Annotated in this window: 24 protein-coding genes; 15 read left to right on the top strand and 9 right to left on the bottom strand. The window is 57.5% G+C overall.

The window, feature by feature from the left end:
- Together B7Y89_RS05350 and B7Y89_RS05345 are read right to left on the bottom strand one after the other, a co-directional pair.
- Entirely contained in the window at nucleotides 1–2,163 is a 2,163-nt protein-coding gene (locus tag B7Y89_RS05350) for a molybdopterin cofactor-binding domain-containing protein (RefSeq protein ID WP_292936447.1), read from the bottom strand.
- Nucleotides 2,160–2,663: a (2Fe-2S)-binding protein gene (locus tag B7Y89_RS05345; protein WP_292936445.1), complete on the bottom strand. Its 504-nt coding sequence runs from the start codon at nucleotides 2,661–2,663 to the stop codon at nucleotides 2,160–2,162. The genes B7Y89_RS05350 and B7Y89_RS05345 overlap by 4 nt, the downstream gene beginning before the upstream one ends.
- 211 nt (nucleotides 2,664–2,874) lie before the next feature.
- On the opposite strand from B7Y89_RS05345, the gene B7Y89_RS05340 reads away from it, so the two are divergent.
- From B7Y89_RS05340 to B7Y89_RS05315, 6 genes are all read left to right on the top strand, one after another.
- Nucleotides 2,875–3,558: a TetR family transcriptional regulator gene (locus B7Y89_RS05340; protein WP_292936443.1), complete on the top strand. Its 684-nt coding sequence runs from the start codon at nucleotides 2,875–2,877 to the stop codon at nucleotides 3,556–3,558.
- Between the two features lie 106 nt (nucleotides 3,559–3,664).
- The gene (locus B7Y89_RS05335; protein WP_292936441.1) at nucleotides 3,665–4,834 is read left to right on the top strand and encodes an amine dehydrogenase large subunit; all 1,170 of its coding nucleotides are present in this window, start codon (nucleotides 3,665–3,667) and stop codon (nucleotides 4,832–4,834) included.
- A complete protein-coding gene (locus B7Y89_RS05330) occupies nucleotides 4,831–5,382 on the top strand; it encodes a MauE/DoxX family redox-associated membrane protein (RefSeq protein WP_292936439.1) in 552 nt (183 codons plus the stop codon). The genes B7Y89_RS05335 and B7Y89_RS05330 overlap by 4 nt, the downstream gene beginning before the upstream one ends.
- Nucleotides 5,379–5,984: a methylamine utilization protein MauD gene (locus tag B7Y89_RS05325; protein ID WP_292936437.1), complete on the top strand. Its 606-nt coding sequence runs from the start codon at nucleotides 5,379–5,381 to the stop codon at nucleotides 5,982–5,984. The genes B7Y89_RS05330 and B7Y89_RS05325 overlap by 4 nt, the downstream gene beginning before the upstream one ends.
- Nucleotides 5,985–6,016: 32 nt before the next feature.
- Nucleotides 6,017–6,559, top strand: coding sequence for a methylamine dehydrogenase light chain (locus B7Y89_RS05320; RefSeq protein WP_292936435.1), 543 nt, complete (start codon nucleotides 6,017–6,019; stop codon nucleotides 6,557–6,559).
- A 9-nt stretch (nucleotides 6,560–6,568) separates the two neighbouring features.
- Nucleotides 6,569–7,090, top strand: a complete 522-nt coding sequence (locus B7Y89_RS05315; protein WP_292936433.1) for a cytochrome C — start codon at nucleotides 6,569–6,571, stop codon at nucleotides 7,088–7,090.
- On the opposite strand, the gene B7Y89_RS05310 is transcribed toward B7Y89_RS05315, so the two are convergent.
- Nucleotides 7,091–7,720 (bottom strand): TetR/AcrR family transcriptional regulator, encoded by a 630-nt coding sequence (locus B7Y89_RS05310; protein WP_292936432.1) that lies wholly within the window; start codon nucleotides 7,718–7,720, stop codon nucleotides 7,091–7,093.
- Between the two features lie 213 nt (nucleotides 7,721–7,933).
- Between B7Y89_RS05310 and B7Y89_RS05305 the strand changes: the two genes are divergently transcribed.
- Nucleotides 7,934–9,124, top strand: coding sequence for an acyl-CoA dehydrogenase (locus tag B7Y89_RS05305; protein WP_292936411.1), 1,191 nt, complete (start codon nucleotides 7,934–7,936; stop codon nucleotides 9,122–9,124).
- On the top strand, nucleotides 9,121–10,188 hold the full coding sequence (locus tag B7Y89_RS05300) for a phosphotransferase (RefSeq protein WP_292936410.1): 1,068 nt from the start codon (nucleotides 9,121–9,123) through the stop codon (nucleotides 10,186–10,188). The genes B7Y89_RS05305 and B7Y89_RS05300 overlap by 4 nt, the downstream gene beginning before the upstream one ends.
- Before the next feature lie 815 nt (nucleotides 10,189–11,003).
- Here the strand turns inward: B7Y89_RS05300 and B7Y89_RS05295 are convergent.
- The 5 genes from B7Y89_RS05295 to B7Y89_RS05275 form a co-directional block, all read right to left on the bottom strand.
- A complete protein-coding gene (locus tag B7Y89_RS05295; protein ID WP_292936408.1) occupies nucleotides 11,004–11,837 on the bottom strand; it encodes a TIGR00266 family protein in 834 nt (277 codons plus the stop codon).
- 163 nt (nucleotides 11,838–12,000) lie between these two features.
- A complete protein-coding gene (locus tag B7Y89_RS05290) occupies nucleotides 12,001–12,687 on the bottom strand; it encodes a TetR/AcrR family transcriptional regulator (protein WP_292936406.1) in 687 nt (228 codons plus the stop codon).
- Between the two features lie 226 nt (nucleotides 12,688–12,913).
- The gene (locus tag B7Y89_RS05285) at nucleotides 12,914–14,356 is read right to left on the bottom strand and encodes an efflux transporter outer membrane subunit (RefSeq protein ID WP_292936404.1); all 1,443 of its coding nucleotides are present in this window, start codon (nucleotides 14,354–14,356) and stop codon (nucleotides 12,914–12,916) included.
- Nucleotides 14,356–15,951 (bottom strand): MDR family MFS transporter, encoded by a 1,596-nt coding sequence (locus tag B7Y89_RS05280; RefSeq protein ID WP_292936402.1) that lies wholly within the window; start codon nucleotides 15,949–15,951, stop codon nucleotides 14,356–14,358. The genes B7Y89_RS05285 and B7Y89_RS05280 overlap by 1 nt, the downstream gene beginning before the upstream one ends.
- Nucleotides 15,948–17,090, bottom strand: a complete 1,143-nt coding sequence (locus B7Y89_RS05275) for an HlyD family secretion protein (RefSeq protein ID WP_292936400.1) — start codon at nucleotides 17,088–17,090, stop codon at nucleotides 15,948–15,950. The genes B7Y89_RS05280 and B7Y89_RS05275 overlap by 4 nt, the downstream gene beginning before the upstream one ends.
- A gap of 343 nt (nucleotides 17,091–17,433) precedes the next feature.
- Here B7Y89_RS05275 and ahpC point away from each other — a divergent pair, with 343 nt between their 5' ends.
- The 3 genes from ahpC to B7Y89_RS05260 all read left to right on the top strand — a co-directional run bounded on the left by ahpC (nucleotide 17,434) and on the right by B7Y89_RS05260 (nucleotide 21,365).
- Entirely contained in the window at nucleotides 17,434–17,997 is a 564-nt protein-coding gene (gene ahpC, locus B7Y89_RS05270) for an alkyl hydroperoxide reductase subunit C (RefSeq protein WP_292936398.1), read from the top strand.
- A 177-nt stretch (nucleotides 17,998–18,174) separates the two neighbouring features.
- Nucleotides 18,175–19,731 carry an alkyl hydroperoxide reductase subunit F gene (ahpF, locus tag B7Y89_RS05265; protein WP_292936396.1) on the top strand — a complete coding sequence of 519 codons (1,557 nt, stop codon included), beginning with the start codon at nucleotides 18,175–18,177 and terminating at the stop codon, nucleotides 19,729–19,731.
- 167 nt (nucleotides 19,732–19,898) lie between these two features.
- Nucleotides 19,899–21,365 (top strand): ATP-binding protein, encoded by a 1,467-nt coding sequence (locus tag B7Y89_RS05260; RefSeq protein WP_292936394.1) that lies wholly within the window; start codon nucleotides 19,899–19,901, stop codon nucleotides 21,363–21,365.
- A gap of 4 nt (nucleotides 21,366–21,369) precedes the next feature.
- On the opposite strand, the gene B7Y89_RS05255 is transcribed toward B7Y89_RS05260, so the two are convergent.
- Nucleotides 21,370–21,783: a DUF3237 domain-containing protein gene (locus B7Y89_RS05255; RefSeq protein WP_292936530.1), complete on the bottom strand. Its 414-nt coding sequence runs from the start codon at nucleotides 21,781–21,783 to the stop codon at nucleotides 21,370–21,372.
- Between B7Y89_RS05255 and B7Y89_RS05250 the strand changes: the two genes are divergently transcribed.
- The 4 genes from B7Y89_RS05250 to B7Y89_RS05235 all read left to right on the top strand — a co-directional run bounded on the left by B7Y89_RS05250 (nucleotide 21,695) and on the right by B7Y89_RS05235 (nucleotide 23,586).
- Entirely contained in the window at nucleotides 21,695–21,967 is a 273-nt protein-coding gene (locus B7Y89_RS05250) for a hypothetical protein (protein WP_292936533.1), read from the top strand. The two genes, B7Y89_RS05255 and B7Y89_RS05250, sit on opposite strands and share 89 nt — an antisense overlap.
- A gap of 157 nt (nucleotides 21,968–22,124) precedes the next feature.
- The gene (locus tag B7Y89_RS05245) at nucleotides 22,125–22,604 is read left to right on the top strand and encodes a MarR family transcriptional regulator (RefSeq protein WP_292936392.1); all 480 of its coding nucleotides are present in this window, start codon (nucleotides 22,125–22,127) and stop codon (nucleotides 22,602–22,604) included.
- Nucleotides 22,605–22,669: 65 nt separating this feature from the next.
- Nucleotides 22,670–23,044, top strand: a complete 375-nt coding sequence (locus B7Y89_RS05240; protein ID WP_292936390.1) for a cytochrome c family protein — start codon at nucleotides 22,670–22,672, stop codon at nucleotides 23,042–23,044.
- 107 nt (nucleotides 23,045–23,151) lie between these two features.
- Entirely contained in the window at nucleotides 23,152–23,586 is a 435-nt protein-coding gene (locus tag B7Y89_RS05235; protein WP_292936388.1) for an Rrf2 family transcriptional regulator, read from the top strand.
- The last annotated feature ends 72 nt before the right edge of the window (nucleotides 23,587–23,658 follow it).

Raw genomic sequence — 23,658 nt, 5'->3', positions numbered from 1 at the left:
CTATATCAGCTCCAATGGCAATCGGCGATGACGTTTTCCGGTGACGGAATAAATCGCACCGGCCAGCGCGGGAATGACCGGGGGCAGGGCAGGTTCGCCAAGGCCTGTTGGTGGAAAATCGGTCTTGATGAATTCCACCGCGATTTCGCGCGGTACACCCTCCATCCGCATCAGCGCAAAGTCACCAAAGTTTTCGGCAGTAACGACGCCGTTTTCCTGCACGATCTTTTGGCCCAGCATGGCCTGACCCAGACCTTCGATCACTGCGCCTTGCACTTGATGCATCGCGTTGATCGGATTGATCACTTGCGATCCAACGTCGCCCGCCACCCAGACTTTATCGACTTTCACAACGCCATCGCTGATCGTCACGTCAACAACCTCGGCAAAGTAGCCAAGGTGGCAGAAATAGAAGCCAAATCCGCGGCCTTTTTCGCGGCCTTTCCAACCGGCAGATTTACAGACTGCGTCAATCACTCCGCGCGCACGGCCTGTATGAAACGGTACGCGCCCACCTGGAATTTCACGCGATTGGCCCAGTGTCCGCCGCATCAATTCCGGCAAATCCAGCCCCGCCGCTTCTGCCACTTCATCAAGAAAGCTTTGGAACACGAATGCCATTGCGTTGGATGTCGGCGCGCGCAACCAGCCGGTGCCAAGGTTGGTTGCCATGTAACTTACGCCGTAATCGACATTGGGCACAATCGGGCCGGGGAATTCGGTGGCTGCCATATCGGCTGCGCGCAGGCCTTTTCCGTCCTTACCGAACGTGACGAAGTGATCCTTCAGCGCCACAATCGTGCCGCTGGCATCCAGCCCTGCACTAAACCGGTGCCATCCTGCGGGGCGGTAGAAATCGTGCCGAAAATCATCGGTCCGGTCATAAATGACCTTCACGGGTTTGCCGGGTACGGCTTTGGCCACTTGTCCGGCAATCGCCATGTAATCGTTCAACAAACGTCGCCCAAAGCCACCACCGATCCGTGTCAGATGGATCGTCAGATCTTCAGGCGCGATGCCGCAAAGCTTGGCAGTTTCGGTCCTGCCGTTGGCAGGAGACTGGCTCGGCGCCCACATTTCCAGCTTACCGTCCTTGAACAGCGCTGTGCAATTTTGCGGTTCCAGCGTGGCGTGGGCAAGGAATGGATATTCGTAATCGGCCTTTACTACTTTCGCTGCCGATATCAGCGCAGCATCCGCATCGCCCGCCTTGAACAGGCTTACTTGTGGCGGATTGGCCACTAGTCCAGCGGCGGCCTTTTCGTATCCCGCAGTGGAAAAGCCGGATACTGCGGCATCATCCCACACCACAACCAATTTTTCCCGCGCCTTGCTGGCTTTCCACCAGCTGTCCGCCACGATCAACACGGTATCGTTTTGGCCCGCCGGAACAAAGCCGCTGTTAACCGCCACCACCGCGACGACACCCGGAATAGCCTTTACCGCAGCATCATCGATCGATGCCACAGTGCCGCCGTGTGCCGGGCACTTCACCACCGCAGCATGGACAAGGCCGGGCAAGCGCGTGTCGATGCCGAACAACGGCTCACCCTTGATGATCTTGGGCACATCAACGCCCGGCTTCGACTTGCCGATAATCGAAAAGGCCGAAGGATCCTTCAGCGAAACTTTGGCAAGGTCGGGCGGAGTTTGCGTCGACGCTGCTTTTGCCAGAGAGGCATACGTCAGGCTTTTGCCGGTGGCTTTGTGCAGTACCGCACCGCGCGCGGTGGTGAGTGTTGCTGTCTCAACGCCCCATTGTTGCGCCGCCGCTGCGATCAGCATCGCACGGGCTGCTGCGCCCACTTGGCGCATCGGCAGCCAATTGCGCGGCGTCGCCGTGCTGCCGCCAGCGGTTTGAATGCCGTATTTCGTCTCGTCCGCATCGGTCTGCTCGATTTTCACCTGCTCCCACGCCAGGTCGAGCTCTTCTGCGATCAGCATCGGCAGCATGACTTTCACGCCTTGGCCAATCTCGGGGTTCTTTGCGCCGATGGTTACGCTATTATCGGCATTGATCCGTACGAACGCGTTCAAAACATCGGCGGGCGCACCTTTTGCAGGTGCCGCCAGAACGACTGTCGCATCCAGCGTCAGCACGGCTCCACCCGCCAGCGAGGCGACCATGAAGGAACGGCGGTTCAAGACAGCAGCATTGCTCATGCGACTTGCTCCCCGCCGGCATTGCCCGCAGCGACAATCTCCGGAGCCAGTCCCGCTGCCTGGCGGATTGCCGCACGGATGCGCAAATATGTCGCGCAACGGCAGATGTTCCCGCTCATCCAACCATCTATATCTTCTGCCGACGGCTTGGGGTTTTGCTTCAACAGCGCGGTGGCTGACATGATCTGGCCCGCCTGGCAATAGCCGCACTGCGGCACGTCCAGCGCTGCCCACGCTTCTGTCACACGCTTGCCGATTGCGTTGGTGGCGATGCCTTCAATCGTCGTGATTGTTTTGCCTGCGGCATCGGCAATCGGCGTTTGGCACGAACGGACAGCCTCACCATCAAGGTGGACGGTGCAGGCACCGCACAAGCCCGCACCGCAGCCAAACTTGGTTCCCGGCATATCAAGGTCCTCGCGCAGCACCCAAAGCAATGGCTTGTCAGCCTCAGCTTCAACCACGCGCTTGCGGCCATTTACGGTGAGGGAAACGCTCATCGGCTTATGTCCTTGAATGCCCGGAGAAAGTCCGGGGTGGAAACCGTTACTACACGACCAATCACCACAGTTATCCGTGAAAATTGAACAGAGTTGCCACCGTGGTCAAGCGCCTTGTTCAGGGTGACAAGACAAGCGGGAACTGTCACAACTTGTCGATTGATTGTCATTGCGGTTGGCGCAGACCAAACTCTGGTGTTATGCGCCAATTATGGCCCCAGCCCGACCTGAGCATCGTGTAACCGAACTGCCTTCGTCCCCGCGTCCGGGAACCTATGTGCGTGGTGCTGAAACGGTTGATGCCATTATCAAAGCCGCATTGCGCGTTTTGATCGACGAAGGGGCAGGGGCCTTTACCATCCGCCGCATCGCTGCAGAATGCGGCATGAAAGTGGGCAACGTCAGCTATCATTTCCCCAAAAAGGAACTGCTGATCCAGACCCTGCTGGATGATATTATCGGCAATTACGACAAGGTTTTGGCGCGCACCGTGCGCCAGCCCGGCCTTGATGCTGCAGAACGTCTTCGGCTGATCGTTGTCCTTTGCCTTGATGACATCGGCGGCAAACGTACGACCCGCTTGTTCACCGAATTGTGGGCCCTGGCCAATCACAATGAATTCGTTGCTGATCGCGTGCGCCTCTTTTATGACAGCGTGCACAACACCATTGCGGAATATGTCACCGAATTGAACCCGGCGCTCACTCCCAACGAAGTTCGCTCTGTCGCGATTTACATCAGCGCCTCGATGGAAGGAGCGACCCCGTTTCTGGGCTATGAGAAGCCTTGGTCGCACCATATGCGGGCGTTCACCGCCATTGCGGCGCATGCGCTGGTTCAACTGGCCCAAACCATCACGTCGCGCGAAATTGCAGGCCTTGCTGACCGTCCTTGATGGCCGACAGATTCAACAAGGCCAGCCCAAAATTTTCGCAATTGCGAAAAGGAACTTGACCGAATCTGGACATGCGTCAAAACTTCAATCATCATTTAAGGGGGCCATGATGACGCTGTTGCGCAGCAAGTTGGCGTGTATGCTTTTGACGGGCGTTGTCGCAAGTTCGCTGGCCATGCCGGCGCTCGCCGAAACGATCGTGGCCGAGGCTGAAGAAGCGACGGTCAACACGCTTGAACCACCCAAAACTGGCTGGTTTTTCGTGAAGGGCGGTTGGGGTTCGGCAGGGTCGAGCATCTTTGATTCCGCCACAGGCAAGATGATCGGTATGATCGCAACAGGCCGCGATTCCGATATGGCTATCGATCCGGCAGGCAAGGTCTATTACGTTGCCGAAACGATCTGGACCAAGGGCAATCGCGGCACGCGGCAAGATCTCGTAGCTGTGTATGATGCCAAGACGCTCAAGCTCCTCACGGAAATTCCGACACCGGGGCGGCTCATCATTGGCGGGTTGAAAACCAACTTCATGTTGAGCGATGATGGCAAAACCGCTTACGATTACAACTTCGATCCAGCCTCGTCAGTCAACGTGATCGATTTGGTGAAGCGCAAGTTTGTCCGCGCCATCGAACTGCCCGGATGCGCCAACCTGATCCCCAATCCCGGCGTCGGTTTCTCGTCTCTGTGCGCAGATGGCACGTTGGCTACTATTGCGGTCAAAGGGGCCTCGCAAGAGATTACCCGCACAGAACCCTTCTTTGATGCGGCAGCGGATCCCATTTTTGCCAACTTCGCTTATGATCGTAAAAAGAAGCAGGCGGTGTTTCTGAGCTATACCGGCATGGTCCGCACGGCCGCGATCAGCGCCAAGCCGGTGGTCAGTGAACCCTTTTCAATCCAGCAAGCAGCCGGATTGCGCGCTGCCGATACCAAGCCGCTGGATATTGCGTGGTTCCCCGGCGGCTCGCAAGTCATGGCGCTTCATCGCCCTACCTCCACGCTTTATGTGCTGATGCACATGGGTGAATACTGGACACACAAGCACGGCGGGGATGAAATCTGGGCGCTTGATTTGACATCCAAAAAGGTCACGAAGCGCATCCCGATCAAAAGCCCGGTGCACAACATTGAAGTGACGCAAGACGATGCTGCTTTGATCATGATCACTGATCGCAAGAACAATGCCACCATCCTTGATGCCAAGACTGGCGAGATCAAGCATGCAATCGAGAACGCTGGCGGCGGCCACATCACTGTCGTGGAGCCGATGTGAACCCGCTTGGCACATCTGCCATTGCCATTACCGGTGGGGCTGCGGCCATGGGCGTAGGTCTTGTTTTCATCACCGCAGGTCTTGCCAAATTGCGCAGCCGCCGCGTCTTTCCCGGTGTCGTCGCCAATTACCGGTTGCTGCCCGAAGCTTTGGTCGCACCCGTCGCATTTGCGCTGCCTGTGCTCGAATGTGTTGTGGGCGTGTCTCTGGTCGTGGGGATTGGCCTGTTTGCAGCTCCGGCCATTGCACTGCTGCTTGCGTTTGCTGCTGCCATGGCGATTAATATCGGGAGGGGCCGCGCCCACATTGATTGCGGTTGCGGCCGGTCTGAACTGCGCCAACCGCTCAGCCGTACATTGGTTTTCCGCAATCTGGCCTTGGCCATGTTGCTCGTTCCCACGCTCGTCACGACGCCTGCCTTTGCAACCGCCGAATGGTTGATAGCGCTGGCTGGCGGTGTCGCGCTCTATCTTTTGACTCATCTGGTCAATGTGCTTGCGGCGCTGGCCGCAGGGCCGCTTGCTACCATGGAAAGGAATTCCCGATGATGACTGCCCTCATCGTCAGCCAGGTCATTTCCTGGCTTGTCATTCTTGGCCTGGTGCTGATGCTGCTCGCGCTCGCTCGTCAAGTTGGCGTGCTGCATATGCGTGTCGCTCCTGCAGGCGCGCTCACGACCAGCGGTGGTTCAGCAGCCGTTGGCAGCAAAGCGCCAGCGGTTCCCGCACAAACGCTTGAAGGCAAGTCTGTCATCGTTGGAGGGCAAGCAAAGTCCATGCCGCTGCGCCTGCTCATGTTCGTCTCGGCAACTTGCCCGCTGTGCAAGGGCTTGATCCCCGCAGCGCGGTCTTTCGCACATGACGAACGGCTGGACCTGACATTCGTTGGTGATGACGAAGTTTCGGCGCAGCAGGCGATGATCGCCCAGCATGGACTGGAAAGATACCGTTTCATCAACGGCCCTGAAGTTGGCCAGGCGTTCGAAGTTGGCAAACTGCCCTATGCTGTCCTGCTCGACAGCGAAGGCACGATCCTTTCCAAGGGCCTCGTCAACAGCCGTGAACATCTCGAAAGCCTTGTCATTGCGCATGAAATGGGCATCGCTTCGGTCCAGGACTACATATCGCAGCTTAAAGTTCAGGCAGCATGAGCGCCGGAAAATCGTGAATAGGGGGCAATTGCATGAAGACGTTTAATCCCGACGCGATTGGCGAAAAGCTGCTGCGGCGCTTTGCTGGCCGCACTTCACGGCGGAGCATCATCTCGCGCCTCGGAATCGCCCTTGTCGCCGCGCCCATTTTCCCGGTCCTGCCCGTCAGCCGTGCCGAGGCAGCCAAGCCCGACCGTACGCCAGAGGCCAAAACCGCATTCGCGCGCAATGCCCAGACCAAGGATGATACCAAGTGCGATTACTGGCGGTATTGCGCTATCGACGGGTCGCTTTGCACGTGCTGCGGTGGCGGCGTTCATACGTGCCCGGCAGGTTCGGAACCGTCGCCGGTATCGTGGGTCGGGTCTTGCATCAATCCGGAAGACGGCAAGGCCTACATGATTGCCTATCGCGATTGCTGCGGCAAGCCTGCTTGCGGCCAGTGCGGGTGCGATAACACCGACCGTGAAACGCAAGTCTATCTGCCACAACTCAACAACAACGTGATCTGGTGCTTCGGTACAAGCAGCATGGAATACCACTGCTCCACCGCGATCATGATCGGCGCGGCGTAAGCCAACCCCATGCGCTGGACCTCTCTTGCCGGTGTAGTAGCAGCGCTTGCCGCGCTGTCTCCTGCGCTTGCTGCCAAGGATGACCAACGTTCGACCACGATTGCGCAAGGCCTGGCCGCAATCACCGATCCAGACCTTGCCAAAGCGGACTACGTTGAACATTGCGCCGGATGTCACGGCGTGCAGGGGATTTCCGCCCCAGCCAAATTGCCAGAACTGCGCGGGCGTGTCGGCTACATGATGTGCACGCCTGCCACCCGCGCTTATCTGTTGCGCTTGCCCAATATTGCCAAAAGCCGGTTGAGCGATAATCAGCAACTGGCCGACATGTTGAATTTCATGGTGTTTGGCATCGGCGGACAGAGTGTGCTTCCCGGCACCAAACCGTTCACCGCGAAGGAAGTCGGCTTTGAACGCCATCATGCGCTGACGTCCGCTTCGCTTGTTGCAGAACGCAAGCGCCACGTTGAAACGTCGATCCGTGAATGCGGCGCTCCTGCCAGCTTCCGCGATTTCTACAAGCCGCGCTGATCAGCGCGGCGCTAGTCCTGCTGTCAGGAAATTGACCAAAGCGACGGCGATTTCAGGAGGCGATTGCGGTCCATCCGGACTGTGCCACCGCGAGGGGCCATTCAGCGCGCTTGCCAATGTCAGTGCGGCGAACTTGGCATAGCACGGCGCAATCGATCCGTCGGCAATACCCTCTTCAACCAGTTCTTGCATCGTTGCATGAATCCGCCGCTTTAGTAGCCGGATCGTCTCACGGGCATCGGGGGACAGCGTCTCATTCGCTGTCAGGATGTTGCAGCGCCCAAAGTCTTCCATGTTGACTTCGGCATAGCTGATCAAGAACGCACGCAGCCGATCAATCCCTCGGCCCAATCCTGCGCGCGCATCAGCGGCGGCGGTCAGCAACTGGTCCATACCAAAGGTCAGGCACTCCACCAGAACACGCTCTTTGTTGCCAAGGTAGTGATAGATTGTGGGCTTCGACACTCCCAAACTTGCAGCCACGTCATCAAGCGACGTTGCGTGATATCCCCGGGCGTTGAACATCTTCACCGCCGCAGTCAGCACCGCCATACGCTTCGCCTCACGCTCGTCGCGCCGCTCTTGTTGGGATTTGAATGGTGATTTCACAATTGGAATGTCACTCACCATCGTGTTTCACCAATCGCAAATGCCGGTTTGAAAGAGGAATTACGGTATCGCATCTCCTGCTTCTCCTCGATACCCGAAATCTCAATACCTACTTGTCAGTAGCTATTATTCTGAAGAGTTGCCAAATCAGTATGTGGCTCGGTATCGTTCGCTTGCAAGATGGCGGGTCGATTGATCAAAACACGAAGCTGACCGCGAAACAGGAGAGTGCGAATGACACCGGGCATAGGCATGGACGCTGCATTGGAAATTGCAGATCGTGTTGAACGTTTCGTCCGCGATGTCATCATCCCTTACGAAAGCGATCCCCGCCGTGACGATCACGGTGCCCCGCTTGACGAGATGGTGCACGAAATGCGCGCACTTGCCCGTGAAGCTGGCGTTTTGACGCCCCATATTCTGCCCGACGGTCGCCATTTGAACCAGCGTGAGACTGCCGTTGTCTTGATCCGCTCGGGCCTGTCTCCGCTCGGCATGTTGGCGTGTAACACGCAGGCGCCGGACGAGGGGAACATGTATCTGCTCGGCAAAGTAGGCAGCCCCGAACTAAAGGATCGCTTCCTTAAGCAGCTTGTATCGGGCGAATCACGCTCGGCGTTCTTCATGACCGAACCTGCCAGCGAAGGCGGCGCCGGGTCTGATCCTTTGATGATGCAAACGCTTTGCAAGCGCGATGGCAATCACTGGGTCATCAATGGTCGCAAGGCGTTCATCACCGGGGCCAAGGGTGCCAAAGTGGGCATTGTCATGGCCAAAGATGAACAGGGCGGGGCATGTATGTTCCTGGTTGACCTGCCCGATCCGGCAATCCGTATCGAACGCGTCCCAAATACGATCGATAGCAATATGCCGGGCGGCCATGCCATAATCGCTATCGAAAACTTGCGCGTGTCATCAGACCATATGCTGGGTGAACCCGGCGAAGGTTTCAAATATGCCCAAATCCGGCTCAGTCCGGCGCGCTTGTCGCATTGCATGCGCTGGCTTGGCGGTTGCATCCGGTCGCAAGAAATCGCTACGGAATATGCTTGCAAGCGTATGGCCTTTGGTAAACACTTGATCGAACATGAAGGCGTCGGCTTCATGCTCGCCGAAAATATGATTGATCTGAAGCAGGCTGAACTGATGATTGATTGGTGCGCAGGCGTGCTCGATACCGGATCGCTCGGCACGGTCGAAAGTTCGATGGCCAAAGTCGCCGTGTCCGAAGCGCTGATGCGCGTGGCTGATAAATGCGTGCAGGTGATGGGTGGCAGCGGCGTAACCACCGATACCATCGTCGAACAAATGTTCCGCGAAGTCCGCGCCTTCCGTATCTATGATGGCCCGACCGAAGTCCATAAGTGGAGCCTTGCCAAGAAGATCCGCCGCGATTGGCGCCAAGCACAGCCGGTAACAGCGTGAACGCAACCGCACAAAACGCCAACGCGGGCACCACCCCTGTCCGTGAAGGTTACAGCTTTGATCAGGCAGCGCTCGTCGCGTGGATGACCGAACACGTCGCAGGCTTTGATGGCCCACTAAGCGTTGAACAGTTTAAAGGCGGTCAATCAAACCCGACGTATAAGTTGGTTACCCCGACACGCAGCTATGTCTTGCGCCGCAAACCACCAGGGCCGGTGTTAAAGGGTGCCCACGCGGTTGAGCGTGAGGCCCAGGTCCTGACGGCGCTGGGGTCGGTCGGTTTCCCGGTCGCCAAGGTTTATGGCCTATGCACAGACGATGCCGTGCTCGGCAGTTGGTTCTATGTGATGGAAATGGTCGAGGGCCGCATTTTTTGGGACGCGACATTCCCTGAAGTGTCCCGTGAAGATCGACCCGCGTATTTTGATGCGATGAACGCAACCATCGCACAACTTCACGCGATTGATCCCGAAGCAGTCGGCCTTGGTGATTATGGCAAGCCTGGAAACTACTTTGCGCGTCAAGTTGGCCGCTGGTCGCGTCAGTATCTGGAAGACGAGTTGGCCGGGCGCGATCCCAACATGGATGCTCTTGTCGAATGGCTGCCAACGGCCATTCCCGAAGGTGATGAAACCAGCGTGGTTCACGGCGATTTCCGCTGTGATAACATGATCTTCCATCCAACCGAACCGCGCGTGATTGCGGTATTGGACTGGGAGCTTTCGACGCTTGGTCATCCGCTCGCTGATTTTGCTTATCATGCGATGATGTATCACATGCCGGCAAATATCGTCGCAGGCCTTGAAGGCGTAGACTTGGCGGCGCTTAACATTCCAACAGAAGCGGAATATGTTGCCGCTTATTGCCGCCGCACAAATCGCCAAGCCATTGCGTCGTGGGACTTCTATGTGGCGTTTAATTATTTCCGGCTTGCGGCAATTTTTCACGGCATAAAAGGGCGGTATTTGCGCGGAACGGCCGCCTCTGCCAGCGCTAAGGATCGTGCCGAGGCTTTCCCCGTGCTCGCAAGGCTCGCCCGCGAAGCCATGGAGCGTTGCCGGTAAAGCAATTCCCCGAAATCGCATTTGTGCCCATCAAAAGTGCACTGCAAAAACGTGTCTTCGCGGCTGCGAACTGTTCGGGTTTGGAATAATTAACGCCATAGCACTGGTGCATTATCTGGCGCGGCATTTGACCGGTTTTTGTGCCTCGGTCTTGGCCAGCGGTTGCACTCCAAAACCGAATCATTCGGAAGTGACGACTTTATGCAAGGCGCAAAATCTTGCTCGAATACGCTTGCGTTCGCGCATATTCGCAATTCGGCCAAAATGAACGAAATTTTGCAGATTTTTTTGAAAAGCCAGATATTGCATTGCGGCTTCGTTTGTCTGGCTAACTGTCAGAACTGTAAGTATTTTGCGAATCTCTCCATCATAGACCGCAATCTTACTCGCGTGGTTTGATCATAAGCGGTGCATTCTTTGCTTTTTCTTGGGCATTGTGTCGCTAAGCACAGGCGACCAACGCGATGACCTTTGAAGGACCAACCGGTCTGTCGGTCAAACGAGACAAGGATGGGGGCTGTCGTTATGCAGACATCAGCAAGGTCGCTTGACCAGGTCTATGAATCGTTGGCCAACGCATTGGGTGAACTTGATACCCACGGCCAAGCCATGGCAGCGTTGCATCTCGCTATGGCTGTTGATTGTTTAAGGGACAGTCTCGAAAACCGGACAGGTGACATGGGTTGGGAACTTGCCAATCGCCCGCAACTCCGTTTGGTGGCGTCTTCGTAGGGCTATTTGATCAATCACCGTGTTGATGTGAAAAACGGGAGCAGCCATGCTCCCGTTCTTCGTTGATCAGCGCTTGACCGCAATCAGTGATTGCCGCCGATGAAATCTCCCAGCTCGCCAAGGATTGATCCCTCACCACGGTTCTGCCCCCCGCGCGATCCTGCGGCTGCCAGCATCCGACCGGCAAGGCGCGAGAATGGTAGAGACTGAATCCATACTTTGCCGGGCCCGCGCAACCGCGCAAAGAACAGTCCTTCACCGCCGAACAATACGCTACGCACACCACCTGCGGTCACAAGATCAAAATCGACCGATGGGGTATATGCGGCAAGACAGCCCGTATCGACATGCAATTCTTCGCCCGCGCGCAATTCACGTTCGACAACGGTGCCGCCCATCTGCACGAACACCCAGCCGTCGCCTTCCAGCTTTTGCATGATAAAGCCTTCGCCGCCGAACAGGCCTGTCAACACTTTGCGCTGAAACGCCACGCCAATGGAAACCCCGCGCGCCGCTGCAAGAAAGCTGTCCTTCTGGCAAATCAGCGTCCCTCCCATGTCCGAAAGCTTGATTGGCAGAATCGCGCCGGGCGTAGGGGATGCAAATGCAACCCGTGCCTTGCCCTGACCGTTATGGGTGAACACGGTGGTGAACAGGCTTTCCCCGGTCACCAGTCGCTTGCCTGCGCCCAGCAACTTGCCCATGAAGCCGCCACCGCTGTCGCCGCTGCCATCGCCAAATACCGTAGTCATGTCGATCGTGGCGTCTTTCCAGACAAGCGCTCCGGCTTCGGCCACGGCACTTTCGCCCGGATCAAGCTCGATCTCAAGGAACTGCAATTCCTGCCCTTTGATCTCGAAATCGATATCATCGGCAATGCTAGCGCTACGGTGATGCGCCCATGGACTGTTCGACATGTTAAGCGTCTCCTTAGAAAACACCGGCTTACCATAGTCGCTGGCAGCGGTAATGCGAGATAGATTGCCAATCCTTTGGTGGCAGAAACAAGCTTCAGCAGCTTAGAGAAAATGATCCGTTCGCTTCAAATTGGTGCTGTCGTCCTGCATATCTGCAGCTTAATCATGCACGCCATGCTGCAAAGTAGAATTCGGAATAATGGCGGGCCCAACATTCCGTCTCTTCGCGATCAAACTTGCAAACGCTGCCCAAAAACCGCGCATGACCAAGCAGGCCCTCTATCCAGAAACGCGCGGCGAGCGGCACGTCTCTGACGACAAATCCTTGTTGCGAGGCTGCTTCTTTCAACTGCGCTTCGATATGGATAAGCGCGTCTTCATACATCGCGTAACGATAATTTTTCACGCCATCACCAAATTCCTGATCGCACCAGTCGAGCAGGCGCTCCATCATCACGCCTTCGGGTGACAGCATGATTTCAATCACGGCCACGGCGCGCTGGCAGAAACTTTCGATCAAGGGTAAGTGCGCACCAACCGCAAGGATCGACATGCGGCGTTCTGTCACCTTGAATTTCAGCAGTGCTTCCAGAAATTCTGCTTTACCGGCAAAGCGATTGTAAATGGTTACTTTGCCAATACGAGCGTGGCGGGCGATGCGGTCGAACGTGAAATTTTCGAACCCGTGTTCAGCCAAAACTTCCCAACCCGCTTGTAATATCCGCGATGGTAATCTTTGGGCCTCTTCAAGCGACGGTCGGCCGCGCCGACTACAAGGCTCTGCTGCAGGTGTCAGATATTCCTGATCAGTGGACGGTAGTTTCGTCGATTTGGCTGGATTGTTTGCCATCACCAGCGACACTCTGCTTTCTGTCGCGTTCGCACGTCCACCACCAGTCCAGCCGTGGAACCGGGCTCGACATAACCAGCCCCTGGCAATAGGCCTGCCAAATACGGCAACTTGCATCCGAAATCCAGCGCATCTGTCCCAACTCCTCGCCTTTTCGGCGTATCATGGGAAGATATTGCCTCAACCTGTGGCAGAATCAAGATACTATAAAATGGACGAAACCGGCTCATTTCTGCGCCTCAGGAGTTTGCCAGCCAAGGCCGAGCGCCTTTTCCACCGCGACGAATGCGGTCGTCAAATCAGCTTGCGAACTTGCAACCGCCATCGACATTTGCAACGCCATCCGTTCCGCGTTGAACGTATCTGACAGGCTTCCAGTCCCTGCAGAAAGGCGTTGTCTTTGCAACTTCAAGGAATGCGCGCTGCGCTGCTCTGCGTCGAGTGCGCGCGCAAAGGCGATGCGTTGTGCGCCAAACCGGGCAAGCGAACCTTCGGCATCTTGAAGCGCCCCGAGCACCGATTGCCGATACTTGGCCTCGGCTTCGGCCAAAGCGCTTTTGGCACCGTCAACCTGACGTTCAGCGCGCCCCCCGTCAAATATGCTCCAGTTGAGGCGGGGCAGAGCCAGTCCCACAATGTTGCCCGGATCAAACACATCGCCAATGTTCTGTCCGCCAAGCCCGAGTAGGCCAAGAAAGCTGATCTTCGGAAATCTATTGGCCACTTGAATGCCCACGTCAGCGCTGGCTGCTGCAAGCTGGCGCTCTGCTGTGCGGACGTCAGGCCTGCTGCGCAAAAGCGATGCCGGGTCGCCCACGGCAACGCGGGCAGGTGGCAACGGAATTGCCGCTACCTGGTTGAGAGTTGCATCAAGCGCCCCCGGCTCTTTGCCTGTTAAAACGGCAAGCTGATCCATCAGCACAGCAATCTCTGCACCCGTTTTTGCCAGAGACGCCTCGCTGGAAAAGGCTTCTGCTTCAGCCGCATTCAAAGGTTGAGCAGACGTAGTGCCCGCTTTGAGACGTTGTTGCGCAAGTCCCGTCAACGCCCGATCAATTTCAACCTGACGGCTTTGCAGCTTATGCATGGCTTGCCTTGCGCGCAGCCCGACATAGGCCCGCGCAATTTCGGCCGACAAAGTAACAACAGCATCGGCAGCGCTAGCTTCAGAAGCTTCGGCGCGCGCGGTTGCGGCTTCCACTTTGCGGCGCTGGCCACCGAACAAATCAATCTCCCAGGCCGCATCAAAGCCGAGATTGTAGGCATTCAATTCATCGCGTCCCCCGCCATCACCAACCAGATTGCCTGGCACGTTGATATAAGGCGCAGAGAATGACGTGTTCAGTGATGGCAGTGCAGCCGTCTTGCTTGCGGCCAGCGATGCACGTGATTGCGCAACTCTTGCGTTCGCAGCGGCCAAGGCCGGCGAACTGGCCAATGCCTCATTGATCATCTGATCCAACACCGGATCATTCAGGCTTTCCCACCACCGAGCTGAAGGCGCTTGCGCCAACGCATCGGGCGCGCGCAAAAAGCCGGAACGCCCCGTGGCCTGCGGGGCTGCGTCAGGGGCTCCTGCGTAATTTGGACCAACAGTGGTGCAGCCTGAAAGCAGTGCCGCGACCAATGCCGTCAGGCCGGTGGTGCGGGTTAGGTTGATTGCAAACATCAGTGCGAAACCTTCGGGTTATAGCCTTCGGGAAGTGGGCGCAGAAACAGAACGAGGGGCGTGACCAGCAAAATTGCGATCGTCAAAGCCATGAAATCATCGCCGAAAGCCATGACCAGAGCGTCGCGTGTAACCATACCATCAAGCATGCGCATGGCTGTTTCGGTGCCTTCAGGCCCCCCACCGAATGCCATGGTTTGCTGGTTTACCCAGCCTTGGACTGCTCCATCATTCGCGCTCAGGGCGCTATGGATTGTCCAACGATGGTACTCCATGCGTCCGTCTTGTAACGTAGCCAGAAGGGCAAGGCCGACTGACCCGCCCAGATTGCGTCCGGCGTTAAACAAGCCAGCCCCGTCGCCTGCATCTTCGATAGAAACAGAACTGATCGCGGCCTGATTGAGGAACATCATGCAAAACACGGTGCCAAGACCGCGTAGCAATTGCGAAACAACGAAATCGCCGCCGCGCGATTCAGCGGTAAGTTCAATGTCAATGTAGCACGATGTCGCCAGCAGGATCATGCCAGTGGCGACGATCACCCTAAGATCGACGCGCGCCAGAAGGATTGGGAAAAACGGCATCATCATCATCGCCGGTACGCCGGTGAGGAATACGATCAGGCCTGCTTGCATCGCGTTGTAATTGGCAATGCCTGCCAGAAATTGCGGAATAACATAGGCGGTGCCGTACATCGATCCGCCCAGAACTGTCCCTAGCAGAAACACCGAGGCAAACGCGCGGTTGCGCAGCAAGGCTAGCTTCACGACGGGTCGTTTGGCATAAACCTGACCGATGCCGATCATCACAAAACCAAGCAAGGTCAGTGCTGACAGACGCCAGATCGTCCCGGATTCAAACCACTGTTCGCGGTGGCCTTCTTCCAGCACAACGGTCAGCCCGCCAAGGCCGAGCACCATGCCCAACACGCCAAGCCAATCGGCATTCACCAGTTCGTCCAGATGCATCCGGCTTTTTGGCAAGCCCAGGAGCAAAAGGGCCATAAGGATTGCACCGATCGGGACGTTGATGAAGAATGCATAATGCCAGCTAAAGTTTTCAGTCAGCCAGCCCCCGACAAGTGGTCCGAGCACCGGGCCCATGATCGCCGTCAGTCCGAAGATCGCGGTGCCAATCGGCTGTTGTGATTTGGGCAGGCGCGTGGCGATGATTGTCAAGGCGGTCGGGATCATGGCGCCGCCGGTCAGGCCTTGGCCAACACGCCCGACAATCATCATTGTTAGAGATGTAGACAGCCCGCAGACGACGGAAAAGAAGGTGAAAAATGTCGCCGCAAAAATGAGGAACTGGCGGAGCCCAAACACCCGGGCCAGCCAGCCTGTCAACGGGATGATGATGATTTCTGCAACAAGATAGGAAGTGGCCAGCCACGTTCCTTCGCTCGCAGACGCGCCGATCTCGCCTTGGATTGTTGGCAGAGAAGCATTAACGATCGAAATGTCGAGCGTTGCCATCAATGATCCGATGGCGCCTGCCGCAACACCCAGCCACGCCGCAACATTAGCCTTTTCAGGCTGCGCCGGCTCTAGGGGTAAAGCCTCTGCGTCATCCAAGGTTGTCGCAGGGGCGCTCACTTGGCCACCTGTTCCTGTTCTTTGCGGATTGCCTCGACCGCAGATTTTGCTGACCGCGTATCGACTTCGACCGTCAATGACAGTCCTGGCACCAGCACTTTGCGGGATTCAGGCCCTGCATTCAGACGGATGCGCACAGGCACGCGCTGGACGATTTTGGTGAAGTTGCCAGTCGCGTTTTGCGGCGGGATCATTGAAAAGTTTGCGCCCGTTCCCGGAGTGATGCTTTCAACCGTTCCGTGGAAATCCACATCGGGCAACGCGTCGACACTGATCTTGACCGGCTGTCCCGCGCGCATCAGGCCAATCTGGGTTTCCTTGAAATTGGCCTCAACATAAAGCGCTTGCGTGGGCACAATCGTCATCAACCGTTGGCCGGGTTGGACAAATTGGCCCACTCGAACCGTTGAATTGCCAATGCGTCCTGCAACTGGCGCGGTGATCCTGGTCGTGCCCAGATCGTTCCCGGCCGCATCGCGTTGCGCTTGTGCCGCTTTGATCTGCGCGGCGGATTGGCCCGCTTGCGCCCGAGCGCTCACCACACGGTCGTTTGCTGCTTCCAGCATCGCCTGCTTGGCCGAAACATCGGCAGAGGCCTTGTCACGGTTGGCAGTCAGCTGGTCCAGCATCTGGCGCGGTTCTGCACCGCTTACCACCAAAGGCCTGAACCGCGTGACTTCGCCATTCAGGTACGCCAAATCGCGTTGGCTGGCAGCCAGCGCCGCCTGCGCTTGGCCAACCGCAGACCGCGCTTCGTTAATCGATGCCAAAGTCGCAGCCTCGGTTGCTCGCGCCACTTCAACTTGCGCGCTGGCCTGCGCCAACCGTGTTGAAAAGTCGCTCGGATCAATCTGCACCAAAAGCCCGCCCGCTGCGATGGCCTGATTTTCCGCAACAGGCACTGCGCGAACATATCCCGCAAGCTTCGAACTCACCGCGACGCCATCGGCTTTCACATAAGCGTCATTGGTCTCCTGCATATACCGCCCGACAGTTTGATAACCGTAAAGCGAATAGGCCCCGTACGCAGCGCCAAGGGCAAGGACGCCCATGACCACACGGCCAACAGTCTTCTTGCGTCCGTCACCGGAATTGGTTGCTGCATCGGCTGGGGAGAGCGTTTCAGTGGAGGCTGCCATGGATCTTCCAATTGTGACTTAAATTGAACGAATTCGTTTCGTTGCACTTTGCCACTTGGTTTGTTGCGGCCGTTTTGACAAGTGCACAAATTGCCACGACCCCTGCAGAAAATGCATTTTAAGGTTCTAAACGTCCATTTTGCCTCAGTTTTCAGCGCTTCATCAGATGAGTCCACCGAACCCGACAATGCATTGTTCACTAACTGAACTGTCAATAATCTCGCTATTGATCGATTAACTCAATCAATGAGGGCGGAATTGCTCATTGGAAAAAGCGACTCCGATGCACTACCTCAGCATCACACAGTGTTTCCCAACCGACCAATCAGAAGGATTTGAGCTTATGTCGATCGTCGGAACCAAGCTTCTCCCGTTCCAGGCAACTGCCTACCATCAGGGCAAGTTCGTTGATGTCAGCGATGCGGACGTCGTCGGCAAGTGGGGCGTATTCTTCTTCTACCCAGCCGACTTTACCTTCGTCTGCCCGACCGAACTCGAAGATCTCGCCAACATCTATGGCGAACTTCAGGGTATGGGCGTCGAAGTCTATTCGGTATCCACCGACACGCACTTCAGCCACAAGGCATGGCACGACAGCTCGCCAGCAGTTGGCAAGATCAACTACTACATGCTGGGCGACCAGAACCACACCATCTCGAACAACTTCGGCATCCTGCGCGAAGGCGTCGGCCTTGCGGACCGTGGCACTTTCGTGACCGATCCTGACGGCACGATCCAGCTCGTTGAAATCACGCCAGAAGGCGTGGGCCGCAACGCAACCGAATTGCTGCGCAAGATCAAGGCTGCCAAGTACTGGCGTGAAAATCCAGGCCAGGTTTGCCCTGCCAAGTGGGAAGAAGGCGGCGAAACGCTTGCTCCGTCATTCGACCTCGTCGGCAAGATCTGATGTTTTTTGGAAGGGGCGGGCCTCGTGGGGCCCACTCCTTCCAGTTTTCCCCGGACGGGCCGTGCCAAAGCTGGGCGGCCGACCGGTTCCACGATTTCTCGATACTCCCCGCAACGCTATTCCGCGCGCCGACCAGCCGGTGACGTGCGGTGCCGTATGCCCGAAAGGTTTGCTTCCATGTCCGTACTCGACGCCCCAACCACCGCCCAGCTCAAGGCCTATCTTGCCAACCTGCGCCGTCCGGTCGAACTGGTCGCAACCCTTGATCAATCGCCCAAGTCGGCCGAAATGCGCTCGCTCGTCGAAGAGATTGCGGCCCAGTCTGACAAGGTAACCGCCCGTTTTGATGGCACGGATGAACGCGCACCCAGCTTTGCGATCCGGGCCGATGAAGGCCGCGCGCAAGCCGTGTTCGCTGGCCTGCCCATGGGGCACGAATTCACCTCGCTCGTCCTCGCCCTGCTGCATGTCGGCGGCCACCCGCCCAAGGAGGACGCCGATCTGCTTGATCAGGTGCGCGGCCTTGATGGCCCGCTGCACTTTGAAACGTTTTTCTCGCTGACCTGCCAGAACTGCCCTGATGTGGTGCAGGCGCTGAACATCATGGCTGCGCTGAACCCCAATATCACCCACGTCGCCATCGATGGTGCACTGTACAAGGAAGAGGTTGAGCGTCGCCAGATCATGGCTGTGCCCACCGTATTCCTGAACGGCCAGCCTTTCGGTTCAGGCCGCATGGACCTCGCGCAGATCGTGGCAAAGCTGGATACGAATGCCGCCTCGCGTGCTGCTGAAAAGATCGGCGCGAAGGACCCGTTCGATGTCCTGATCATCGGCGGCGGCCCTGCTGGCGCTGCTGCGGCTATCTACGCTGCCCGCAAAGGCGTCCGTACCGGTGTCGTTGCCGAACGTTTTGGCGGGCAAGTGCTTGATACGATGGGCATCGAAAACTTCATCTCGGTCCAGCACACCGAAGGGCCAAAGCTGGTTGCTCAACTGGAACAGCACGTCAAGGAATACGAAGTTGACGTGATGAACCTGCAAAAGGCCATCGAACTTGTGCCCGCAGGCGCAGATGGCCTGCACGAAATTCGTCTTGAAAACGGCGCCAGCCTGAAGACCAAGACGCTCATCCTTTCCACCGGCGCTCGCTGGAGGCAGATGAATGCGCCCGGCGAAGATGAATATCGCAACAAGGGCGTCGCCTATTGCCCGCACTGCGATGGCCCGCTGTTCAAGGGCAAGCGCACGGCGGTCATCGGCGGCGGCAATTCGGGTGTTGAGGCCGCAATCGATCTTGCCGGGATCGTCGCGCACGTCACGCTGATCGAATTTGACAACCAGTTGCGCGCCGATGCCGTCTTGCAGAAAAAGCTGCGCTCGATGCCCAATGTCACCATCGTAACCTCAGCGCTCACCACGCAAGTGCTCGGCGATGGCGCGAAGGTAACGGGCCTTGTGTATAAGGATCGCGAGACCGACGAACTGCACACCGTCGAACTCGAAGGCATCTTCGTGCAGATCGGCCTTGTCCCCAACACTGAATGGCTGAAGGGCACGATCGAATTGTCTCCGCGCGGTGAAATTGAAGTCGATGCGCGCGGCGCCACCAGCCTTCCCGGCGTGTTTGCAGCAGGTGATGCGACGACCGTACCGTACAAGCAGATCATCATCGCCATGGGTGAGGGGTCAAAGGCAGGACTTTCAGCCTTCGATCACTTGATCCGCAACTAATCAGCGGTTTCCGGAAGGGGCGCTCCCCCTCAGCCCTTTCGGGTCGCAGGACGGCGGCGTGGCATACAATGGCCACGTCGCCGTCTTATTTCATATTGCCATAAGGTCGGGGAAATAGCGCAGGTCCGGCCTTGCCGACTCTGCCTCACTACGCCACAGAAGCCAGCGTGAGCGCAACCATAGTCATCGGTGCCGACCGGTCCGGCGCCCCTGTCAGGATCGACGTCGAGGAGCTATTGGCCACCCGCCTGCTGGTGCAGGGTAACAGCGGGTCGGGCAAGTCGCATTTGTTGCGCCGTCTGCTTGAACAAAGCGCCAGCATCGTTCAACAAGTCGTGATCGATCCCGAAGGCGATTTCGTCACACTGGCTGATGCCTTCGGCCATGTCGTTGTCGATGGTTCGGCCTATGACGCCGCTGAAATCGCCAAGCTGGCCGCGCGCATCCGCAAACACCGCGCCTCGGTCATCCTCACGCTGGACGGCCTCGAACTCGAAGCGCAGATGCGCTGTGCCGCCGTCTTCCTCAACACCCTCTTCGATGCCCCGCGCGATGAATGGTATCCCGCGCTCGTCGTGGTCGATGAAGCGCAGATGTTCGCGCCCGCAGCCGCTGGCGATGTGTCGGACGAAGTGCGCCGCCTCAGCTTGTCAGCCATGACCAACCTGATGTGCCGTGGCCGCAAACGCGGCCTTGCCGGCGTCATCGCCACACAACGCCTTGCAAAACTTGCCAAGAACGTGGCGGCAGAAGCGTCAAATTTCCTGATGGGCCGCACATTCCTCGATATCGATATGGCCCGCGCTGCCGATCTGCTCGGCATGGAACGCAAACAGGCTGAACAGATCCGTGATCTCGAACGTGGTCACTTCCTCGGCCTCGGCCCCGCCATCGCCCGCCGTCCGGTCGGTGTGCGCATCGCCGATGTGCAGACCAGCGCGCGCAACGTCATTCACGGGCTTATGCCACTGCCCAATGCTGGCGGTGCCGCCATGGAATCGCTCCTCCTGTCAGAACCACTGGCTATGGAGCCCATTCCGCGCCCGCCCGAACCGGAAGTTGTGCCGGTGGAAAGCGATGAATTGCTCGGCCGGATCGCCGAATTTGTGCCAGCGGGCGAAAAGGTTGAACCGCCGGTTGAGCCCAGCCTGTTCGCCGCAGAAGAAACCGCCGCCAGCATTGCCGCCGTGCTGGCAGAAATGGCGTTGGAGCCGGACTGCACTTTCCAGCCTGCCGCCCAGCTTTATCAGGATTTCACCGTGCGCTGTCGCATGTTGCGCATCTTGCCGGGAATGGACCTCAACGTTTTCCGCCGCCGCTTCGCCATGGCCGTGGCTGGTATCGCTGATGACAGCGAAGCCCGATGGGCCGATCTGTTGCACATCGCCCGCGATGTCGCCGATGACCTGCTCGCCCCGTTTCTCGTGTTGGCGCGCGCTGCGGCCGAAGGTGCGCCGTGCCCTGATGACGAAGCTCTTGCCACCATTTACGGCACCCGCTCATCGGGCCGCATCCGCCGCTTGCTGGAACACCTTGAAAAGAGCGACTTGATCGTGGTGCGCACCGATTACGGCGGCAGGCGTTCGGTCGGCATTCCGGCGCTGGGCCTCACCACCGCGCCGGTCGAAGCCTGAGAGTTCATTCCACCGTATAGAAGTCGATCACCACGTTGTCCGGGTTCCGTACCCCGCGCGCGACGAATACCTTGCGTCGCATCCACCCGTGTGGCCCATCCTTCACCACAAAACGCGGCGTGGTGCGGAAGTAGTATGCCGAAGGATCAACCGGCTCTCCTTTTGCCAGTTTTTCGATGACATCGGGCGCTGCCGTGCGGACGCCGGGATTGGTCACTTCAATGACTGTACCGTCGCTGGCCTTGATGAAATAGCGCGCTTCGATGCTTGTCAGGCCACCGGGTAGAATGACTTGCCAATCACCGCCCCCCGGCAGCACGGTTCCGGACATGGCGGGACCGTCAACGGTGCCCCCTGTGACAGGAATAAAGCGCCGCCGCCCGCTATCAACTTCGCCTTGTTCAACGACCGGATCCAAAGTCGCGCGTACCGAAAAGGCATATGTCAGCGAAGGTGCAGGGGCCGCCGGACCGTCTGCTGCCAACACCGGGCAAACTGCAACGGCCAACGATAGTGTAACCGACCCGATCCTTTTCGCAAACATCCATCATTTCCCTTATGCCGATGCACCCAACCAGATTGGCTGGAAACTGCGCGGCTAATGTGCTCACGGCAATCCGGTACAGCTTTGTTGTGTTGTCAAACCGCATTGCACAAAATTGTCGGCTTAACTAAGGGCGTCGAAATCAAATTCCCCGGAATTCTGGCAAACTTGCCTTGAACCGGGCACTTGATCACCTTGCGTTGGAAGGACCTTGTGTGGCCACGGCAGTGATTACCCGGCAGTCGGTTGTCCCAGAACTGGATCTTGACGGTATTGATTCCGTCCTCGGGCTTCACGTCGGTACGGTGAACACGTTGTTCGTCACGCGGCTTGAAAAGCAGCTCGATCCGCTCCGGGTGACGCCAAAACAGGTTGCAATCCTGTGGCTGGTAAACGCGAACCCGGGCGTTAAACAGACGGATTTGTCCAAGTTCTTCCAGATCGAACGCCCCACCGTGCACCAATTCGTGCGCCAGTTGATCAAGAACGGCTTTCTGCTCAATGAGCCATCAAAGCTTGATCGGCGAGCAGGGGGCTTGTGGATCACCGATGAAGGCAAGGATGTCTTGACCCAATCGCGCGCCGCAATTGTCCATCATGAAGAAGTCGTGACATCCAGCCTCACGTCGCGGGAAAAGTCCGAATTGTTCCGCATTTTGATGAAGCTCTATTTGCTGGCTCCGGCAAAAGGCTGACTTATTCAGGGCTGCGAAAGCCTTGCCAGCCTACGGCATCGTTTATGTTCAAAGGATCTTCTGCCATGACGCGTTTTGCCCTGACCGCAATCGCTGCGCTTGCTTTTTCTGGCGTCGCAACGGCGCAGCCTGCGGGCGATCCTGCGCGCGGCAAAACAGTGTTCGCACGGTGCGCCGCCTGTCATGATCTCAACACCGGTGCAACGCGGCTTGGGCCATCGCTCAAAGGTATCGTCGGGCGTACGTCAGGCACCATGCCTAAGTTCACGTATTCTACGGCCATGAAAGACAAAGCCGTGGTGTGGAACGCAGCCACGCTCGATGCCTATTTGGCTTCACCGAAAAAATTCATTCCCGGCAACCGCATGGCTTTTCCGGCCATGGTCAATGCGCAAGATCGCGCTGATCTGATTGCGTTTCTCGGCCAATCAGCGCGGTAATTCGCAGGGCCCCGCCACGGGGTACGCACTTGTGCGTCGTTCCAAATTCGAAGGGTTAATTCTACCATCCCCGTTGACTTTTGCGTTCGAACATCCATTTCTTAACCATGCTTTCGCAAAAGACGCGCTATACAATTCGGGCATTGCAGCACTTGGCCGGTACTTGGGGCCAAGGCGCCGTTCGGCTTGATGCGATTGCCGAAACGCAAAATATTCCGCGCAAGTTCCTCACCGTCATCCTTTCTGAAATGGCGCGTGAAGGAATCGTGATTTCTCACCGTGGCCGCGATGGCGGGTATGAACTGGCGCTGCCACCGGTCGATATCCGCTATGGTGATATAATTCGCCTAACACGCGGCAGCCTCGCGCTTGTTCCTTGCGCCAGCCGCAACGCCCATGAAACATGCAACAATTGCCTGCCCGAAGCTGAATGCCGGTTGCGCGGTTTGATGCTGCTGTTGCGCGATGAAACCGCCGCAATCCTTGACCGGCTGTCGCTGGCTGATCCCATTGCGATTGAAGCGCCGTTCACCGACGCGTGATCTCCGTCCCCTCGATAAACAACGAAAGCTGTGGTGGGGTGGTGAACTTCACTTGGCGTTCAGGAACCGGCT

The sequence above is a fragment of the Novosphingobium sp. 32-60-15 genome, from assembly GCF_002280675.1.
Lineage (GTDB): Bacteria > Pseudomonadota > Alphaproteobacteria > Sphingomonadales > Sphingomonadaceae > Novosphingobium.
Note: the sequence above shows the minus strand (reverse complement) of the source record. Positions and strands in the feature narration are given on the sequence as shown.

Coding starts and splice junctions, on each gene's coding strand:
- B7Y89_RS05310 (WP_292936432.1), bottom strand. CDS start 7,720: ATGGTGAGTGACATTCCAATTGTGAAATCACCATTCAAATCCCAACAA.
- B7Y89_RS05285 (WP_292936404.1), bottom strand. CDS start 14,356: ATGTTTGCAATCAACCTAACCCGCACCACCGGCCTGACGGCATTGGTC.
- B7Y89_RS05335 (WP_292936441.1), top strand. CDS start 3,665: ATGATGACGCTGTTGCGCAGCAAGTTGGCGTGTATGCTTTTGACGGGC.
- B7Y89_RS05295 (WP_292936408.1), bottom strand. CDS start 11,837: ATGTCGAACAGTCCATGGGCGCATCACCGTAGCGCTAGCATTGCCGAT.
- ahpC (WP_292936398.1), top strand. CDS start 17,434: ATGTCGATCGTCGGAACCAAGCTTCTCCCGTTCCAGGCAACTGCCTAC.
- B7Y89_RS05325 (WP_292936437.1), top strand. CDS start 5,379: ATGATGACTGCCCTCATCGTCAGCCAGGTCATTTCCTGGCTTGTCATT.
- B7Y89_RS05320 (WP_292936435.1), top strand. CDS start 6,017: ATGAAGACGTTTAATCCCGACGCGATTGGCGAAAAGCTGCTGCGGCGC.
- B7Y89_RS05315 (WP_292936433.1), top strand. CDS start 6,569: ATGCGCTGGACCTCTCTTGCCGGTGTAGTAGCAGCGCTTGCCGCGCTG.
- B7Y89_RS05235 (WP_292936388.1), top strand. CDS start 23,152: ATGCTTTCGCAAAAGACGCGCTATACAATTCGGGCATTGCAGCACTTG.
- B7Y89_RS05275 (WP_292936400.1), bottom strand. CDS start 17,090: ATGGCAGCCTCCACTGAAACGCTCTCCCCAGCCGATGCAGCAACCAAT.
- B7Y89_RS05340 (WP_292936443.1), top strand. CDS start 2,875: ATGGCCCCAGCCCGACCTGAGCATCGTGTAACCGAACTGCCTTCGTCC.
- ahpF (WP_292936396.1), top strand. CDS start 18,175: ATGTCCGTACTCGACGCCCCAACCACCGCCCAGCTCAAGGCCTATCTT.
- B7Y89_RS05290 (WP_292936406.1), bottom strand. CDS start 12,687: ATGGCAAACAATCCAGCCAAATCGACGAAACTACCGTCCACTGATCAG.
- B7Y89_RS05250 (WP_292936533.1), top strand. CDS start 21,695: ATGGCGGGACCGTCAACGGTGCCCCCTGTGACAGGAATAAAGCGCCGC.
- B7Y89_RS05345 (WP_292936445.1), bottom strand. CDS start 2,663: ATGAGCGTTTCCCTCACCGTAAATGGCCGCAAGCGCGTGGTTGAAGCT.
- B7Y89_RS05240 (WP_292936390.1), top strand. CDS start 22,670: ATGACGCGTTTTGCCCTGACCGCAATCGCTGCGCTTGCTTTTTCTGGC.
- B7Y89_RS05350 (WP_292936447.1), bottom strand. CDS start 2,163: ATGAGCAATGCTGCTGTCTTGAACCGCCGTTCCTTCATGGTCGCCTCG.
- B7Y89_RS05305 (WP_292936411.1), top strand. CDS start 7,934: ATGACACCGGGCATAGGCATGGACGCTGCATTGGAAATTGCAGATCGT.